This window comes from Streptomyces alboflavus, from assembly GCF_000716675.1.
In the GTDB taxonomy this organism is placed as follows: domain Bacteria; phylum Actinomycetota; class Actinomycetes; order Streptomycetales; family Streptomycetaceae; genus Streptomyces; species Streptomyces alboflavus.
In genome coordinates, this window is the sequence record NZ_JNXT01000006.1 from 53,372 (window position 1) to 70,726 (window position 17,355).

At 76.0% G+C, this 17,355-nt stretch carries 11 protein-coding genes and 1 pseudogene; 4 read left to right on the forward strand and 8 right to left on the reverse strand.

Going from position 1 to position 17,355, the window contains the following annotated elements:
• Window positions 1-125: 125 nt before the first annotated feature.
• From OO63_RS07025 to OO63_RS07040, 4 genes and pseudogenes are all read right to left on the reverse strand, one after another.
• The gene (locus OO63_RS07025; RefSeq protein ID WP_078618983.1) at window positions 126-2,888 is read right to left on the reverse strand and encodes a type I polyketide synthase; all 2,763 of its coding nucleotides are present in this window, start codon (window positions 2,886-2,888) and stop codon (window positions 126-128) included.
• An 893-nt stretch (window positions 2,889-3,781) separates the two neighbouring features.
• On the reverse strand, window positions 3,782-4,501 hold the full coding sequence (locus OO63_RS07030) for a sigma-70 family RNA polymerase sigma factor (protein ID WP_234311081.1): 720 nt from the start codon (window positions 4,499-4,501) through the stop codon (window positions 3,782-3,784).
• 321 nt (window positions 4,502-4,822) lie between these two features.
• A pseudogene (locus tag OO63_RS41370) lies at window positions 4,823-5,110 on the reverse strand (hypothetical protein); the annotation flags it as partial.
• Window positions 5,111-5,204: 94 nt separating this feature from the next.
• Window positions 5,205-5,723 carry a hypothetical protein gene (locus OO63_RS07040; RefSeq protein WP_157853958.1) on the reverse strand — a complete coding sequence of 173 codons (519 nt, stop codon included), beginning with the start codon at window positions 5,721-5,723 and terminating at the stop codon, window positions 5,205-5,207.
• A 281-nt stretch (window positions 5,724-6,004) separates the two neighbouring features.
• Between OO63_RS07040 and OO63_RS47545 the strand changes: the two genes are divergently transcribed.
• Complete coding sequence (locus OO63_RS47545) at window positions 6,005-7,783, forward strand: MFS transporter (RefSeq protein WP_346009318.1); 1,779 nt, start codon at window positions 6,005-6,007, stop codon at window positions 7,781-7,783.
• A gap of 53 nt (window positions 7,784-7,836) precedes the next feature.
• Window positions 7,837-9,051: a hypothetical protein gene (locus OO63_RS07050; RefSeq protein ID WP_030357279.1), complete on the forward strand. Its 1,215-nt coding sequence runs from the start codon at window positions 7,837-7,839 to the stop codon at window positions 9,049-9,051.
• Window positions 9,052-9,105: 54 nt separating this feature from the next.
• Here the strand turns inward: OO63_RS07050 and OO63_RS07055 are convergent, their stop codons facing one another.
• Entirely contained in the window at window positions 9,106-10,269 is a 1,164-nt protein-coding gene (locus OO63_RS07055) for an acyl-CoA dehydrogenase family protein (RefSeq protein ID WP_030357278.1), read from the reverse strand.
• Between the two features lie 229 nt (window positions 10,270-10,498).
• Here OO63_RS07055 and OO63_RS07060 point away from each other — a divergent pair, with 229 nt between their 5' ends.
• Both OO63_RS07060 and OO63_RS07065 read left to right on the forward strand, forming a co-directional pair.
• On the forward strand, window positions 10,499-12,478 hold the full coding sequence (locus OO63_RS07060; protein WP_030357277.1) for a CoA transferase: 1,980 nt from the start codon (window positions 10,499-10,501) through the stop codon (window positions 12,476-12,478).
• Between the two features lie 88 nt (window positions 12,479-12,566).
• Window positions 12,567-14,354: a class I adenylate-forming enzyme family protein gene (locus OO63_RS07065; RefSeq protein ID WP_030357276.1), complete on the forward strand. Its 1,788-nt coding sequence runs from the start codon at window positions 12,567-12,569 to the stop codon at window positions 14,352-14,354.
• 165 nt (window positions 14,355-14,519) lie between these two features.
• Here the strand turns inward: OO63_RS07065 and OO63_RS07070 are convergent, their stop codons facing one another.
• From OO63_RS07070 to OO63_RS07080, 3 genes are all read right to left on the reverse strand, one after another.
• Window positions 14,520-15,344 carry a metal ABC transporter solute-binding protein, Zn/Mn family gene (locus OO63_RS07070; RefSeq protein WP_030357275.1) on the reverse strand — a complete coding sequence of 275 codons (825 nt, stop codon included), beginning with the start codon at window positions 15,342-15,344 and terminating at the stop codon, window positions 14,520-14,522.
• Window positions 15,287-16,171, reverse strand: a complete 885-nt coding sequence (locus tag OO63_RS07075; protein WP_030357274.1) for a metal ABC transporter permease — start codon at window positions 16,169-16,171, stop codon at window positions 15,287-15,289. The genes OO63_RS07070 and OO63_RS07075 overlap by 58 nt, the downstream gene beginning before the upstream one ends.
• Before the next feature lie 403 nt (window positions 16,172-16,574).
• Window positions 16,575-17,213: an ATP-binding cassette domain-containing protein gene (locus tag OO63_RS07080; RefSeq protein ID WP_030357273.1), complete on the reverse strand. Its 639-nt coding sequence runs from the start codon at window positions 17,211-17,213 to the stop codon at window positions 16,575-16,577.
• Window positions 17,214-17,355: the final 142 nt, after the last annotated feature.

A 17,355-nucleotide genomic window follows, 5' to 3' on the forward strand; every position in this document is an offset into this window, starting at 1 on the left:
GTCCCGCCGCCGAGCGGAATCAAGGCTTCCGTGTTTTCTCCGAGGAGCCGGTGGTGCCGAACTCCGTGCCGGGGCCGTCGCCGCCGGTACGCGTTCGGCGCGCGGCCCGTCCCGGTGTGGGCCCGCTAGGCCTGGAGAGCGGCGACGGCCGCGATGCCGGTCGCGTCGGGGGCCGCTGGGCCCTCCAGCCAGTAGCCGCGCCGCTGGAACGCGTACGTCGGCAGCTCCACGACGGCGGCGTCCGCGGGGAACGCCGGACGCCAGTCCACGTCCGCGCCACTGGCGTTGAGCTGCGCGAGAGAGGTCAGGAAGCGGCGCTGCCCGTCCTCGCCGCGGCGCAGCGTGCCGACGATCGCCGCGTCCGCGCCGACGTCCTCCGTGATCTGCCGCAGCGCCATGTCGAGCACCGGGTGCGGGGTGATCTCGACGAACGCGTCGGTCCCGGGGGCGAGTTCGCGGACGGTGCGCGCGAAGTCGACGGTGCCGGTGAGGTTGCTCATCCAGTACGTGCCGTCGAGCACGGGGCCGTCGACGAGCTCGCCGGTGCCGGTCGAGTACATCGGCAGCGTCGGCGTGCGCGGCCGGATCGGCTCCAGGAGGCCGAGGACCTCCTCGCGGAGTACCTCCATCCGCGCGCGGTGCGGCGCCAGGCCGGTGTGGACGCGCCGGGCCCGTACGCCTTCGGTGACCAGCTCGGCCTGCAGCGCCTCGACGGCCTCGACGTCGCCGGACAGCGTGACCAGGCGCGGCCCGTCGACGGAGGACACGAAGAGGCGGTCCTGCCACGCGGACAGGCGCGGTGTGACCTCGGCGGCGGGCAGCGGCACCGAGAGCGTCGTGCCCTGGCCGACGGCGGCCGACATCGCCTTGCTCCACAGCGCCACCACCCGCGCGCCGTCCTCCAGGGACAGGGCGCCGGAGACCACGGCGGCGCTGATCTCGCCGATGCCGTGACCCACGACGGCAGCGGGCTCGACGCCGAACGACTGCCACAGGGCGGTGAGGGACACCATGACCGCGAACAGGGCGGGCTGGGCCACGTCCGCGCGCTCCAGCGAGGCCGCGCCGGGCGTGTCGCGGAGCACGGCCTCCAGGTCCCAGTCGATGTGCGGCGCGAGTGCGGTCGCGCACTCCTCGACGCGGGCCCGGAACACGTCCGAGGCGTCGAGCAGGTCGCCCGCCATGCCGGTCCACTGCGGGCCCTGGCCGGGGAAGACGAACACGACGCGCTCGCGCGGCTCGGCGGTGCCGCTGATCCGCGTGGCCGAGCGGCGCCCCTCGGCGAGCGCGGCCAGTTCGGCGGTCAGCTCCTCGCGGCCGGAGCCGAGGACGACGGCGCGGTGCTTGAAGGCGGTACGCGTGGTGGCGAGCGAGAGCCCGATGTCCGCGGCGCTCGCGGTGCCGCCCTCCAGGTGGGCGAGGAGGCGCTCGGCCTGGGCGCGCACGGCGGCGGCGGAGCGGCCGGAGACGAGCCAGGGGAGCGTGTCGCCGCGCAGGGACGGCGAGACGGCGGCTACGGCGGCCTCCTCGGCTTCCGTGTCCCCTGCGCCCTCCGCACCCGCGTTGCTCGCGCTGCTCGCAGTGCCTTCGGGCGCCGAAGCCACCACCACATGGCAGTTGGTCCCGCCGACGCCGAACGACGAGACGCCGGCGAGCCGTTCGCCCTCGCCCGGCCAGTCGCCGACCGTGTCCTGCACGCGCAGGTTCAGCTCGGCCAAGGGGATACGGGGGTTGGGCGAGGCGTAGTGGAGGCTCGGCGGGAGCTGGCCGTGGGTGAGGGAGAGGACGACCTTCAGGAGCCCGGCCACGCCGGCGGCGGCGCCCAGGTGGCCGATGTTGGTCTTCACGGAGCCGACGCGCAGCGGCTCCCCGGCCGGGCGCGCGGAGCCGAGCACGGCGCCGAGGGCCGCGGCCTCGACCGGGTCGCCCACGGGGCTGCCGGTGCCGTGCAGTTCGACGTAGCCGACCTCGGCGGGCGCGGTCCCGGCCCGCTCGTGGGCGCGGTGCAGCAGGTCGCGCTGGGCGTCCTCGTGCGGCACGGTCAGGCCCGCGCCGCCGCCGTTGTTCACGGCGCTGCCGCGCAGCACGGCGTGCACGCGGTCGCCGTCGGCGAGGGCCCGCCGCAGCGGCTTCAGGACGACGACGGCGCCGCCCTCACCGCGTACGTAGCCGTTGGCGCGGGCGTCGAAGGTGTGGCACCGGCCGTCGGGGGACAGGCCGCCGAGCTTCTGGGCCAGGGCGGGCTTCTCCGGGGCCAGGTGCAGTTCGACGCCGCCCGCGAGGGCGACTCCGGACTCGCCGTTGCGCAGCGACTGGCACGCCATGTGCACGGCGACCAGGGAGGAGGCCTGGCCCGCGTCGACGGTGAGGCTCGGACCGCGCAGGCCGAGCACATAGGAGACGCGGTTGGCGATGAGGCTGCGGTCGAGGCCGGTGAAGGAGTGGTGCGTGACGTTCGAGCCGTCGGCGGCGCGGTGCGCGAGGTCGGCGTAGTCGCCGGTGGTCGCGCCGAGGAAGATGCCGGTGTCGCCGCCCCGGATGTCGGCGGGGACGACGCCGGCCTGCTCCAGGGCCTCCCAGCCCAGTTCGAGGACGAGTCGCTGCTGCGGGTCCATCAGCGCCGCCTCGCGCGGCGGGATGTGGAAGAAGCCGGGGTCGAAGCGGTCGATCCCGTCGAGGAAGGCACCCTTTCCGGCCGGGCCGTGCTCGATGCCGAGGCCGAGCTCCGCGCGTTCCGCGGGCATGTCGGTGACGGCGTCCTGCCCGGTGACGAGCAGGTGCCAGTACGCCTCGGGATCCGGGGCGCCGGGGAAGCGGCAGGACATCCCGATGACGGCTATGGGTTCCCCGGCAAGCCCTGCATCACTGCGGGTGTTGTGAACAGACATGCCATTCCTCACTCAAGGTCAAGCGGTGTTCTAGGGAGAGCCGCCACCAGGGGCGGGCGGCGCGCGACCGACGGCTTCGACGGTTTTGCGGACGGGTACGGGCGGATGCGGGCAGATAGGGGCGGATATAAACGGATGCAGACGGATGCAGGCGGAGCGGTGGCGCGCGCTCAACGGCTCGGCGATCCCCCGTCGCGGACGGCCTGTGGGCCGGGCGGGCGCGGGGGACGTGGGGGACGCGGCACGAGGGCGGCGGTGTGCGGCTCCGGTGTGCGGCCGGTGCCGAAAGAACCGGAAGAGCCGGAAGGGGGGAGATGACGCGATCGCGCGGTCGCGCACACGGCCATATCCCCCCTTCACCTCGAATTCGCTGTGTACAAGGCTGGGTTGGCCCCGATGATCCAGCTCCATTCCGTTTCTGGAAAGGAGGGCTGCTGTTGCGCCCTTTCAAGGTTTTCCGGCTTTCCGGCCGAGCTCGAACATACCCTCCGGCCGGGAAACGGTGAACCGGAAACAGGAGACTGCGGGGGCGGTTGGCAACTGGTCGGGGTACCACTGCCGCCGGTGTGCTCGCGACTGTCCTGTCAACGGGACGGGCTGACGTGCCCGCCCGGCTCGTACTCGCTCTTCGGCGAATCGCGAATTCCGTATGGGCGGCCGTCGGGAAGACTTGACGTATTCATAACGGGCCGCATTTCGGAAGTTCTTCGTTGCGTACTCGGGGGGTGCGCTGCCGAACTCTGGCATATGCGTTTCACAGTTCGCGGTGCGGTGGGGTGCGGGGCGTGTGGCCCGGGGCCGGGCCCGGGCCCGGGAGACGGAGGGGGCCGCCGCCGCGAGCGCGGCAGCGACCCCCTTCAGCGGTCCGGTTGATCTGTGGTCCTGCTGTTCCGTCAGGCCGCGGCGAGGGCCTCGATGAGCGTGGCCCGCGCCCGGGCCACCCGGGAGCGGACCGTGCCGACGGGGCAGCCGATGGCGGCGGCTGCCTCCGCGTACGGCTGCTGGAGGAGCTGGGTGAGGACGAACGCCTCGCGTCGCTCGGGCGGTATGCCGTCGAGCAGTTCGGCGAGCGCGATGCCGTCGTCGAACCCGGGAAGCCCGCGCGGCTGCGCCTGCTCGGCGGCGGCCTGCCAGTCGTCGCGGTCCGAAAGCCGGGGCCGGGCGGCCGCGTGCCGCAGGCTGTCGACGACGGTGCGCCGCGCGATGGACAGCAACCAGGTGCGCGCCGAGGAGCGCCCTTCGAACCGGTGCAGGCTGCCGAGCGCCCGCAGGAACGTGTCCTGCGCGAGGTCGTCGGCGGCCTGCGGGTCGGCGCTGAGGTGCGCGACGTAGCGCAGGACGTCCCGGTGCAGGGCGCGCACGAAACGCTCGACGGCCTCGGGGTCGCCGTCCCGCGCGGCGAGGGCGAGCCGCGTGACGGGTTCGTCGGCGGCGTCGGTGCGGCGGGTTCGGGTGCGGGCGGGGGTGCCGGGGCCGGGACAGGGGGAGGGCGCGGGTGCGGGTACGGGTACGGCTTCCCGTGCCGCCGGTGCGGGGCCTGCTGGTGGTGCTGGTGTCTGGGTCCGCGCCGGTGCCGGGTTCTGGGCAGGGGGTGCCGCCAGGGCAGGAGTCATCGCCTGAAGTCCTTTGGGAGTCCGGGATATCGGGATCCGGCCGCGCGCACGGCGGGGCCGGTGAGGTGTCGCGGCCCGGCGCCGTGAGGGCGGCGCGGGCCGGTGCCCGACCTGCTCGGGGCGTGCGTGCCACCGCGTGCCGCGGTGCGGCGTGCGGGGGTGGGACGCGCGCGGGCGGTACGCGGTCCGACGGCGGGTACGACGGCACGGGCGCGGAGCCGTGGGGCGCCGAGCCGGGTGTGCGAGGTGAAGCCGTACCGTGCCGAGCGGATGCCGTGCGAGCGCCGTGCGGTGCCGTGGCGGGTCGGGGGAAACCAGCTGTCAGACGACAGCGATCCCGAGGGGCGGACCCCTGGACGTGATGGCGTGGACGAGCAGCAGCCGCCGCGCGCGGCGGGCGCCGAAGTCACGGCGCGGGCGCAGCCGCGGCCGGTGCGGGGGCTGCGGCAGGCGCAGGGCGAGCCGCAGCGGGGCGACGAGCCAGCCCGCGACGGCGCGGCCGACGCGGAACGCGGCGCGCTCGCCGTACGCGAGCCACAGGCCGCACAGGAGCGCGGCCAGGAGGTGCGCGGCGAGCATGCCGAGCGGGGACATGCCGCCCATGTCGTGCCCGGAGTGCATGCCGGGCATCCCAGGCATGCCGGTCATGTCGGCCATGCCGGAGCCCGACCCCGATCCCGAGCCCGAGAGGGCGCCGGACGAGTCATGCATGCCGGACGTGCCGTGCCCCATGGAGGCGTGGGCGTTGCCCGCGCCCCCCCGTGCCGCCCGCGCCCAGGGTTTCCTGCATGCCCATGGAGTGCCGGGTGTGCCCCGGCGGCGGCCCGTTCAGGCGGTCGGCGAGGCCCGCGTCGGTGACGGCGCGCACGGCGTCCGCCTCCGGCAGCATCCCCGTACCGCCCGCTCCGCACAGCAGATGACGCGCCCACTGCTGGGCGACGGACGCGCCGCCCGGCGAGGACTGTGCCATGGCCTGCGCCAGCGAGAACCACGTGTGCAGCGCGGCCTGGGCCACGACGGACGCGGAGGTGACGGCGAGGACGCCGCGTTCGCGCCCGGCGACGAGCCAGGCGCCCGCGAACGTGGCGCCGCCCGCGCCGGGCAGCGCCCACCAGGGCAGCGGCGCCGACGACATCAGGGCGTGGCCGGTGGCAGCGAGCAGCACACAGGCGGCCGCGAACACCGCAGCCCGTACCGCGCGACAGCTTCGGCCCCCAGTCATGGCGGCCTCATCTTTGCATCCGCCTCGCGGCGGCAACGGGCGGGTCCGGAATGTTCCGTCACGAGGCGCGCGGAGGCCGGGCGCCGCACGGGTCCCGGCTCGGATGCGGCCGACGTGTGGCCGGGGTCACGAAGGCGCCCGGGAACCCCGGAGGGAACGGATCCGACTCCTGCGGAGGCGCGTTGGGCCACGATGTGCCCGAGACGTGGGCGCGCGCGGTGCGGTACGGCGTGAACTCGGTGGATTTGTCCGGCGGTACGAGACTTCCTGGGGGCGGCTGAGTGGGGACGGAGCAGGCGGGGGCCGGACCGGAGCACGCGGGGCGTGGGCCGGGGGCGGCGGGGCGTGGGGCGGAGGCGGGGCTTGAGCGGGAGCCGCAGCTGGAAGGCGCCGAGCGACAGCCGCAGCTGGAGGGCGCCGAGCCGCAGTCCCAGCCGGGGGCCGCCGAGCCGCAGTCCCAGCCGGGGGCCGTCGAGCCGCAGCCTCGTCCGCACCCGGAGCCCGAGCCGGGTCCGAAGATGGAGGGCACCGAGCGGCGGCCGCAGCTGGAGGGCGCTGAGCCGCAGTCTCAGCCGGGGGCCGTCGAGCCGCAGTCTCGTCCGCACCCGGAGCCCGAGCCGGGTCCGCAGCTGGAAGGCGCCGAGCGACAGCCGCAGCTGGAGGCCGCTGAGCCGCAGTCCCAGCCGGGGGCCGTCGAGCCGCAGCCTCGTCCGCACCCGGAGCCCGAGCCGGGCCCGAAGCCGGACGGCACCGAGCGACAGCCCCCGACGAACACCACCAAGCCCCGTCCGGAGCCGCACGGCTCCCAGCCCCAGCCGAAGACCTCGGACCCCCAACGAACCGGGCGGCCAACCTCCGCACCCCCGCAGACACGCCCCCTCCCCACCGCCCTCCTCACCTGCGCCATGGCGTTCTCCATGCTCCAGCTCTTCCTGCTCGGAGCGCTCGGCCCACGTCTGGTGGACGAGTTGGACATCTCGCCCACGGTGCTGGGCCTGACCACGACGATCGGCTTCGGCACCGCGGCCGTGCTTTCGCCCGCGGGCGGCCGGATCGTGGACCGTGTGGGCCCGCGCCGCGCGCTGGCGGCGCTGCTCCTCCTCTCGGCTGTGGCGCTCGCCCTGATCGGCGCGGCGCCCGGCGCGGGCTTCCTGCTGGCGGCGGTGGCCCTCGGCGGGCTGCCGCAGGCGCTCGCGAACCCGGCGACGAACAAGGCGATCCTGGCGTCGGTGGAACCGGCGCGCCGGGGCGCGGTGACCGGTATGAAGCAGTCGGGCGTCCAACTGGGCGCGTTCGCCGCGGGCCTGCCGCTCGCGGCGCTGGCCGGGTGGCTCGGCTGGCGGGGCGCGGTGTGGACGGCAGCGGGCGCGGCGGTGGTGACGGCGGCGTGGGCGCTGCGCACGCTGCCGCAGGACGCGCCCGCACGGACCGGCGCGCCACCGGCGGCCCTCGTGCCGCGCGGCACCATCGCCTGGCTGGCGGGCTTCTCGCTCCTGCTCGGCTGCGGCATCGCCTCTGTCAACACCTACCTGGCGCTGTACGGGGCGCACCGCCTCGACCTGGGTCCCGGCGCGGCCGGGGCGCTGGTGGCGGTGCTCGGGGTGTCCGGGGTCGTGGGCCGCGTCGCCTGGTCCAAGGCGGCGACGCCCGGCCGCGCGGAGTGGCTGCCGGGCCTGCTCGCGGCGGGCGCGGTCGGCGCGGCACTGCTCCTGGCCGGGGCGGCGGCGCTGGCCGCGCTGGTGTGGCCGGGCGCGGTGGCGGTGGGCGTGTTCGCGGTGTCGGCCAACGCGGTGTCGATGGTCCTGGTCATGCAGCGCGCGGCACCGGGCCGGGCGGGCCAGGACTCCGCCCTGGTCTCGGCGGGCTTCTTCGCGGGCTTCGCCCTGGGCCCGCCCCTCTTCGGCCTCCTTGCCTCCGCCGGCCACTACGGCTGGGGCTGGACCCTGGTGACGGCGGAGTTCGCGGCGGCGGGCGCGGTGGCACTGACGTGGGCGGTACGGGAACGGGGGCGCGGGGCCGGAGACACCGGGTCCAAGGCGCAGGGGCCGGGGCACGGGTGACGGGACACAGGTGACGGGACACGAGACACGGCTGACGGCGACTGGAGAGCAGGATGGGTGAGCGGCCGAGCGGGATGGCGGACGGGTGGGCCGGGGGCGCCCTGGAGGCCGTCCTCGGGCGGGTCGCCGTGACCCTCGCCGAGGTCGGCCCCCGCTTCCCGTTGTCCGCCGACCCGGGCACCGGCACCTGGACGACCACCCGGCGGGGCTCCTGGACGGGCGGCTTCTGGGCCGGACTGCTCTGGCTGCGGGCGCGGTACACGGGCGACCCGGCCCACCGGACCGCCGCCGAGGCCTGCACCGCGCGCCTCGCCGACTGGGCCGACGCCGACACCGCGACGCGCGGCCTGATCCTCTGGTACGGCACCGCGCTCGCCACCGGCTCGGCGCCCGCCGACCCCCTCCGCGCCCGCGCGGCCCACGCCTGCCTCACCGCCTTCGACTCCGAACTCGGCCTGGTCCCCTGGGGGTCGGCCTTCGGCGGCCCCCGCCTGCTCGCCCGCGCGGACGGGGCACCGGGGCTTGTCCCGCTGCTCGCCTCGGCGGGGCCACGGGGCAAGGAGGCGGCGGCCGCACACCTGCACCGGCACCTGGAGCTGTGCGTCGGGAACGACGGGCGGCTCGCCCCCGCCTGGCGTCACGACCCCGCCACCGGCTGGCACCCCCTCGCCGAACCCGCCCCCGGCTGGAGCCGCGGCCGCGCCTGGCTGCTCCTCGCCGTCGCGGACGCGCTGACGGGACCCGGCGGCGCGGTGGCATGCCCGGACCGCCTGCGCGCGACAGCCACCAGGCTGGGCGCACCGGAGCCCGAACCGACCGCGGACGAGGCGCACCCCACCCGGACACCCCACTCCCCGCCCCCGGCAACCCCTCTCGTCCCACCCGCCGACGAATCCCACCCCGACGGCCCCCTCGACACCTCCGCCGCGGCCATCACCGCCGTAGCCCTGCTCAAACTCGCGACGCAGCCCGGCCAAGAGGCCTGCGCCCGCCGAGCGGAGGCCGTCCTCCACCGCCTGGCCACCGCCCACCTGACCGGCACCGGGACCGCCTCCGAGGCCGCCTCCGAGGCCGCATCCGAGGCCGCCTCCGAGACCGGAGAAGCCCCCACCATCGGCGCCCCCGTCCCCCCGCCCGGCATGCTCCTCCACGGCTGCCACGACGCGGCCACCGGAACCGCCGTCCAGCACGAGCTCATCTGGGGCGACTTCTTCCTGGCCCTGGGTCTCGCCGCGCTGACAGGCGTGGTGGACCCACGCGAAGCGTGAGGCGGCGGACGGGGGCGTCGTCCGACGGCGCTCCGTCCCAGCAACCGCCGAAGGCTAGACGTACCCGCCCAGCACCCGCCGAGCCACCGACGTGATGTGCAACTCGTCGGGCCCGTCGAGGATCCGCGCCGCGCGCCCCGTGCGAAGGAGCGCGGGCAGCGCGGTGTCGGGGCCGAGGCCGGCCGCGCCGTGCACCTGGACCGCCGCGTCCACGACCTGCTGCAGCGTGCGCGCCGCCGCGACCTTCGCGAGGCCCACCTCGACGTGCGCGTCCTCCTCGGCCACGAGCCGCGCCACGGCCTCGTGCACCAGCGGCCGTGCCGTGCGCAGCGCGAGGAGCGACTCGAAGACGTGGCGCTGGACGAGTTGGTGCGCCGAGAGCGGCCCACGGGACCCCGTACGGGCGACCGCGCGCGCGGCCATCAGGTCGAAGGCCCGCTGCGCCTGCCCGAGCCAGCGCAGACAGCGCAGCGTACGGCCGAGTTGGAGCCGCTCACCGGCGACGGCGAGAGCGGCGCCCCGCGCCCCGACGAGATGGTCGCCCGGCACCCGTACGCCGTCGAACTCGATCTCCCACTGGCCGCCCGCCCCGAGCACGGGCAGTTCGCGCACGACACGGAAGCCGGGCGACGCCGTGGGCACGAGGAACAGCGAAAGGCCTTCGCGGTCCGGCGGCGCGCCATCGGTGCGGGCGAGCACGGTGACGAGGTCCGCGCCGCCCGCCCCGGACGTGAACCACTTGCGGCCGGTCAGGCGCCAACTGCCGTCCGGCCGGAGGGTGGCGCGGGTGCCGGTGAGGAAGGGGTCGGTGCCGGGCACGTCGGGCTCCGTCATCGCGTAACAGGTGCGGAGCTCGCCCGAGACGAGCCGGGTGAGATACGCCTCGCGGACCCGTGCGGTGCCGTGGCGGCGCAGCATCGTCACATCGAGGAGCGGCGCGGAGCCGAGCGCGGCGGGCCCGTGGTCGCTGGCGCCCTCCGCCTCGGCGAACGTCGCGTACCGGGCCAGGCCGAGCCCCTGCCCGCCCAGTTCGGCGGGCAGCGGCAGCGCCCAGAGTCCGGCCCGCCGGGCCCGCTCCCGCAGGGACCGCAGCACGGCGTCGGCCGCGGGTCCGCCCGCGTCCAGGGTGTCCTCGTACGGCATCACGTGCTCGCGTACGAACGCGCCGACGCGCTCGGGGAGGGACGCGGCGCCGTCGGCAGGGGGCGCCGCCCCCACCCACGGCCGGGTCGTGTCCCCGCATGGCTCGACCGCCTCCGCCACCCCGCCGACCACGTGCTCTGCTCCCACCGCTCCCACCGCTTCCTCTGTTTCACCGGGAACCCGCGGGCCCGGGCGCCCGACTGTCTTCCAAGGAACTGGTCGGGTGCCGACGGCCTCGGGTTCCCGCGTTCGGAACGACCCCGGCGGGGGCTGCCCCCGCACCGGGAGAGGAGACACGACTGACATGACGTCACCACCCCTCACCACAGTGCGCACCGCCGCCCGGCCCCTGGAGTCGCTGCGCTGCGACATCTCAGGGCCACCGGAGCTGACACGGGTCGTGACCGAGCATCTGCGCCTGCTCGGTGCGGAGACGGCCGAGGCGGCCGAGGCAGCCGATACGGCGGAGACAGCCGATACGGCCGATACGGCCGGTACGGCGGAGGCCCCCGGGACCGCGACGCCTGCCGGGACCACCGGAACCGAAGCCACCCCCGGCACCCACGCCCAAGTCGTCCTCACCGGCGGCGGATTCGGCCCGGTCACGGCGGAGGTGCACTGGGCGGACGCCCGGACGGCGCCGTCGCGCGACGCGGTGGGCGCGCCGCAGGCAACCCCCCACCCCCGCGAAGCGCACCCCACCCCCGACGAGGCCACGGTCCAGGCCGCCACCGGCATCATGTCCGTGCACGGACGCCGGGACGACGGCCCCCGCGGACTCGGCGCCGACTACGCGGCCACCGCCGCGGGCGTCCTGGCCGTGCAGGGGCTGCTCGCCCAACTCCTCGCGCAGGCGCGAGGCGGGAACGCCCACGCGGCCGGGCGGGTCACGACCAGCGCGGCCCGCGCGGGCCTGCTCGCCGTGTCGCAGTACCTCGCCGCCACCGGCGCCGACGAGGACGAGGCCGCCCGCATCGCCCCGGGCGGGCCCCCGTTCACCTCCGCCGACGGCACCCGCTTCGAGCTGGAGACCCTCGACCCCGGCGCCTGGGCCGCGTTCTGGCGGGCCCTGGACGCGCCGGGCGAGGCGATACGGGCCGGCTGGCGGCCCTTCCAGTTCCGGTACGCCACCGCCTGCGCGCCCTTCCCCGAGGCCCTGCACGCCACGGCCCGCGCCCACGCGTGGGCGCGCGTCCGGCAGGCCGCGGCCACCTCCGGCGCCGAGGTCTGCGCCCTGCGCACCCTCCAGGAGCGGGCTGCCGAGCACGACGGCGCCGCGCCCTGGTCCCTGGCGCGGCTCGGCCCGGCCGCCGCCGCGCCCGGGCGGCGGGGCCACCAACTCCCCACCCCGGACCTCCCGCTGACCGGGATCACCGTCCTGGAGGCGGGCCGCCGCATCCAGGCCCCCCTCGCCGCCCACCTGCTCCGCCTCCTCGGCGCCGACGTCGTCCGCATCGAGCCGCCGGGCGGCGACCCCCTGCGCGGCATGCCGCCCGCCTGCGGCGGCGTCTCGGCCCGCTGGCTCGCCCTGAACCGCGGCAAGCGCGCCGTCGAGGCCGACATCAAGTCCCCCTCGGGGCGCCGCCGCCTGCGCGAACTCGTCGCCGACGCCGACGTGTTCCTGCACAACTGGGCCCCCGGCAAGGCCGCTCAGCTCGGCCTCGACGCCGCCGACCTCACCGCCGTCAACCCGGGCCTGGTGTACGCGTACACGAGCGGCTGGGGCGACCGGCTCGACGACGCCCCCATGGGCACCGACTTCATGGTCCAGGCCCGCACGGCCGTCGGCGCGGCGGTCCGCCCGGCCGACGAGCCGCCCGCGCCCTCCCTGATGACCCTCCTCGACGTGCTCGGCGGCCTCCTCGGCGCGGAAGCCGTTCTCGCCGGGCTGCTTCTGCGCGAGCGCAACGGCGGCCGCGGCGTCCGCGTCGACTCCTCCCTCCTCGGCGCCGCCGACACCCTCACCGCCCCCGCCCTGCGCCGCGCGGCCCGCGGCGACGACCCCCGCCCGCCCGCCGGTTTCCGCCGCCCCCTGCGCACGGCGGACGGCTGGCTCGCCCCGACCGACACCTGCGCGGCGGCCGCGTCGGCGTACGACCTGAGCACCCTGCCCACCACCGAGGCCCTGGACCTGCTCCGCTCCCACGGCCTGACCGCGACCCCGGTCACCACCGACCTCGCGGCCCTGCACACCGGCGCGCGCCGCACGGGCTCCATCGGGGGCTCCATCGGGCGCGACACGCACGGGGCGCCCGTCGTCCCCGACCCGTGGGCCTTCTCCTGACGCCCACCGCACCCCGCGGCCACCGCACGGGACCGCCCGTGACGCCCCGCAGCCTCACGACCTCGCCTTCTCCCTCCCAGGAGCCTGTATGCCCCACCCCCTGAACGACCTCCTGCCCGCCTCCCTCCGCCGTGCCTGGGCGGTCGACGGCACCTGCCCCGACCTCGACCTGTACAGCCTGTTCCGGGCCCGGCAGATCAGCGATCTGCACCGCACGGCCGTCATCGACGCCAAGGGCAAGCTCTGTTACACCGCCCTGGACCGCAAGGTCCGATGTCTGGCCGTCGGGCTCAGAGAGCTCGGCGTCACGCCCGGGGACGTCGTCGGTGTCCAACTCCCCAACGCCCGTGCGGCGGTCATCGCCGACCTCGCCCTCGCGGCGATCGGCGCGGTCGCCCTGCCCTTCCCCGTCGGCCGCGGCGCAGCGGAGGCCATGAGCCTGCTGCGGCGCGCGGAGGCGGTGGCCGTCATCGCCGCCGCGGAGCACCGCGGGGCCCACCCGGCGGCGGCACTCCTCGCCTCGACGGCCGAGACCCACGGCGGCCTTCCGGCGTCCGACCGGTCCGGCACCGCCGCCCCCGCACCGCTCCGCCACGTCATAGCCGTCGGCCCCGGCGCTGTCCCCGAAGGCGCCGTCCCCTTCGCCCAGTTGCTGCGCTCCGACCCGGCGGCGTTCGTGGCCGCGCGCCCCGACCCGGACGGCCCCGCCCGCATCCTGGTGTCCTCGGGATCCGAGGCCGAGCCGAAGATGGTCGCGTACTCCCACAACGCCCTCGCCGGGGGCCGCGGCAACTTCTTCGCCTCGCTGATGCCGGACCCGGCACAGCCGCCGCGCTGCCTCTTCCTGGTGCCGCTGGCCTCCGCGTTCGGCTCCAACGGCACGGCCGTCGCGCTCGCCCGGCACGGCGGCACGCTCGTCCTGCTCGACCACTTCACGCCCGAGGCCGCCGTCGCCGCCGTACGGGAACACGAACCCACCCACGTCCTCGGCGTCCCGACGATGGCCCGCATGATCCTCGACCGCCTCGAACAGGAGCGGGAACAGGACCAGGAGGGCGCCGGGAAACTGCCCGCGCCGACGGCCCTCGTCCTCGGCGGCTCCCCTCTCGACGCCACCACGGCCGCCGAGGCCCGCCACGCCTTCGGCTGCCCCGTCGTGAACCTCTACGGCTCGGCGGACGGCGTCAACTGCCATACGGGACTGGGAGATCCGGAGGAGCAGGGCTCCACCGGAGCCGGAGCCGGAGCCGGAGCCGGATCCGGATCCGTGGACGGGCAACGAGACGGCGGCCTCGGGAACCGTCACGGCATCGTCGCGGGCCGCCCCGACCCCCGCGTCGCCGACATCCGCGTCGCCGACCCCGCCACCCACGAGCCCCTCCCGGAAGGCGCCGTCGGCGAGATCGTCGCGCGCGGCCCGATGACCCCGCTCTGCTACGTCGGCGCCCCCGAGCTCGACGCCCGCTACCGCACCCCCGACGGCTGGGTCCGCACCGGCGACCTGGGCCTCCTCGACGCGGACGGCGTCCTGCACGTCGTCGGCCGCCTCAAGGACGTGGTGATCCGCGGCGGCGCCAACATCAGCCCCGCGGAGGTCGAGCGGGAGCTGAGCGCGCATCCGCTGGTACGTGACGTGGTGTGCGTCGGCGTGCCCGACCCGGTGATGGGGGAGCGGCTCGCGGCCTGCGTGGTGCCGGTGTCCCGCGCGTCCGGGCCCGCGGCGCCGACGCTGGACGACCTGGTCCTGCACCTCACCGGGTGCGGCCTGGACCGCGCCAAGCACCCCGAACGGCTGCTGCTCGTCGAGGAGTTGCCGCTGACTCCGGCGGGCAAGCCGGACCGCGCGGCGCTGCGGGAGCGGGCGGCGCGGGCCTGAGGCAGGCGGCGGCCGGACAAGGACAAGGGCGGGGGCGGCGGCCGGACAGGGACAAGGGCGGGGGCGGCGGCCGGGGAGAACATCCCCGGCCACCGCCCCCGCTGTCACTACGCCCGGCGCGCCCGGCTTCTCACTCCGCCACCCCGCGCCCCCGAGCCCCAGAGGTCACTTCTTCGCCTTCATCGCCTTCATCGCCTTCTTCAACTCCGCGGCCGCGTCCCGGTAGACCGGCAGCAGGTCCAGGTCCTCGCCGGGGTAGTTGACGATCTTCACCTGGGCGGCGCCGGAGTCGGGGAGGACCTTCCCCGTGGACATGTGCGCGTTGTCGAGGACGAACGCGGGCTTCTTCGCGGAGAGCTTGGCGAGCTGCCCCGCGGTGACCGCCTCCGGCCCGTACGTGCCGACGGTCCGCGCGCCCGCCATGCGGGCCGACCACGTGGTGAACACCTGGCTGACGACGGCCGGGCTCGTGCCGCCGGGCCAGGCGGCCTTGAGGTCCTTGGCGAGCGCGGCGTACTCGCGGTCGAAGGTCTTGGTCCAGCTCGCCGCGGCGGCCTTGGTGCCGAAGAGCCCGCCGAGCCGGGTCACCTCGCCGCGCACCTTCGTGGCGTCGTTGTCGAGGTCGACCTTGACCAGCTCGGCCTTGGAACCGGCCGCGTCCTTGATCTTGCCGGCGTACGGCTCGAAGGGCGCGTACAGCACGAAGTCGGCCTTCGCGACGGTGGCGAGGTCGGAGGGCTTCGGGTCGTAGTCGGGGGCGTGCTGGGTGGACGACGGGACCAGGACCGTGACGTTCTTGGCGCCCGCGGCCTTGGCGAAGGCGCCCTCCCAGGTGGTGGTGGCGACCACGACGGGACCGTCCTTCTTGCTGTCCGAGCCGCCGTCGGACGAGTCGTCGCCGCAGCCCGCGGCCGTCACGGCGAGGACGGCGCTCAGTGCGAGGAGGGCGGACGTGCGGGTGTGGGGGATGCGGACGCCGGTGCGCGCCATGAGGTGATGCTCCGTTCGGGAATGAGGTGGACGGCGAGGACGACGGCCCCCGCGGTCAGGACGAGGACGGGCCCTGGCGGCCAGTCCAGCCAGAGGGCGATGAGGAAGCCCGTGACGTTGACGGTGAGGCCGATGGCCACGGCCCACAGCGCGATGGTGGTGAGCCGCTTGCCGAGACGGCGTGCGGCGAGGGCGGGAAGGAGGGTGAGGGCGTCCACGAGCAGCGCCCCGGTCAGCTTGATCGCGCCCGCCACGGCGACGGCGACGAGGACGAGCAGGACGACGGTGAGCGGGCCGACGCGCACGCCCGAACACTGGGCGAGCTCACGGTCGTACAGGAGCAGCGCGAGGTCGCGGCGCCGCCACCAGAACAGCGCCGGGACGACGACGGCGAGCACCCCGACCACGACGATGTCCGCGCTGCCGACGGACAGGATCGACCCCCACAGCAGCGCGAACGCGCCGGAGGCGTTGACCCCGGAGACGGACAGGACGAGCAGCGCCGCAGCGATGGCCATGCTCATTAGAAGCCCCATGGCCCCGGAAAGACCGGCCGGCGTCCTGGCCAGCGGCGCGACCCCCGCACCCGCGAGCGCACACGCCACCAGCGCACACAGCATCGGGTCGAGCCCCGTGAGCAGCCCCACGGCGATCCCGAGCAACGCGACGTGCATCATCGCGAACCGCACCGGCATGATGTCGAGCCCGACGATCACGACCCCGACGATCGGCAACCCGACGGAGGCGAGCAACAACGCGAATCCGGCCCGCTGCACGGGTACGAGTTCGAGCATCAGCCCGACGTCGGCGGTGGCGAGAACAGTCATCGCGGTGCCTCCTGACTCGCCCCGCCGGTCCGGCGTCCGAGGATCTGCGGGTGCCTGTCCCACCCGCCCGGGGCCCCTGCCCCGCTCCGCCCGACCCCCCAGCCGGTCCGGCGTGTGAGGGCGAGTCGCGCGGCGGCGATCGGCGGGAGTCCGTCCCACCCGGCCGGGATTTCCACGCCACCCCGTCCGACGCCCCAGCCGGTCCGGTGTGTGAGGGCGAGTCGCGCGGCGGCGATCGGCGGGAGTCCGTCCCACCCGCCCGGGACTTCCACCCCGCCCCGTCCGACCTTCCAGCCCGTCCGGCGTTTGAGGACGAGGCCGTTCAGGCCGACAGTGGGGGTCCAGGGGGCGGCAGCCCCCTGGTTACGGGAAGGGGCGGGGTTGGGGAGCCCCCGGCAGGGCCTCACCGCTCCACCTCCCGCAGCCGCCCGGCAGCCATGTCGAGCACGCGGTCGCAGCGCGAGGCGAGCGCCCGGTCATGCGTGACGACGACCAGCGTGACCGGCAGAGCGGTGAGCGCCGCGGCGGCCTCCTCCTGCCCCGCGAAGTCCAGCGCGGCAGTGGGCTCGTCGGCGAGCAGCACCCCCGCCCCGGCGGCCACACACCCGATGGCACGCGCCAGATACATCCGCTGCAACTGCCCCCCGGACAACGTGTCCAGAGGCTGCCGCCGCAACGCACCCACCCCCAGCCCCCGAGCCGCCTCCGCGGCTTCGTCGGGCGCCCCACCGGAGTCCAGCAACTCACCCGCGAGCAGCGGGAACCGCCCGGCCGCGGGCTTCTGCGGCACCCAGGCACAGGCCCGCCGCCGCCACCCCCGGTCCGCCGCGGAAGCGGTCCCGCGGCCACCGACGAGAATGCTGCCCGCAGCAGGCCGATGCAGGCCGAGGACGGCCCGCAGCAGCGTGGACTTTCCGGACCCGTTCGTCCCGGTGAGCGCCACGCGTTCCCCGGCGGCGACCTCCAGATGCACGTCGTCGACGGCGACCACGCGCCCATGCCCGCAGGTCACGCCCCGCATGCGTATGTCCAGACCACCCATCGGTCGCCCGCGCCCCTCTCCCGGCCCTGGTCCTGGGCCTGTTCCGGCCCGTACAGGCCTGCCTCGGCCCGTCCCGGCCGCCGTCCCGGGGCAGTAGTCGGACGGACGGGCCGGGGAGTTCCCGTACGCGGGCGGCGGATCC

Coding starts and splice junctions, on each gene's coding strand:
- OO63_RS07030 (WP_234311081.1), bottom strand. CDS start 4,501: ATGACTCCTGCCCTGGCGGCACCCCCTGCCCAGAACCCGGCACCGGCG.
- OO63_RS07075 (WP_030357274.1), bottom strand. CDS start 16,171: ATGACTGTTCTCGCCACCGCCGACGTCGGGCTGATGCTCGAACTCGTA.
- OO63_RS07070 (WP_030357275.1), bottom strand. CDS start 15,344: ATGGCGCGCACCGGCGTCCGCATCCCCCACACCCGCACGTCCGCCCTC.
- OO63_RS07060 (WP_030357277.1), top strand. CDS start 10,499: ATGACGTCACCACCCCTCACCACAGTGCGCACCGCCGCCCGGCCCCTG.
- OO63_RS07040 (WP_157853958.1), bottom strand. CDS start 5,723: ATGACTGGGGGCCGAAGCTGTCGCGCGGTACGGGCTGCGGTGTTCGCG.
- OO63_RS07050 (WP_030357279.1), top strand. CDS start 7,837: ATGGGTGAGCGGCCGAGCGGGATGGCGGACGGGTGGGCCGGGGGCGCC.
- OO63_RS07025 (WP_078618983.1), bottom strand. CDS start 2,888: ATGTCTGTTCACAACACCCGCAGTGATGCAGGGCTTGCCGGGGAACCC.
- OO63_RS07065 (WP_030357276.1), top strand. CDS start 12,567: ATGCCCCACCCCCTGAACGACCTCCTGCCCGCCTCCCTCCGCCGTGCC.
- OO63_RS07080 (WP_030357273.1), bottom strand. CDS start 17,213: ATGGGTGGTCTGGACATACGCATGCGGGGCGTGACCTGCGGGCATGGG.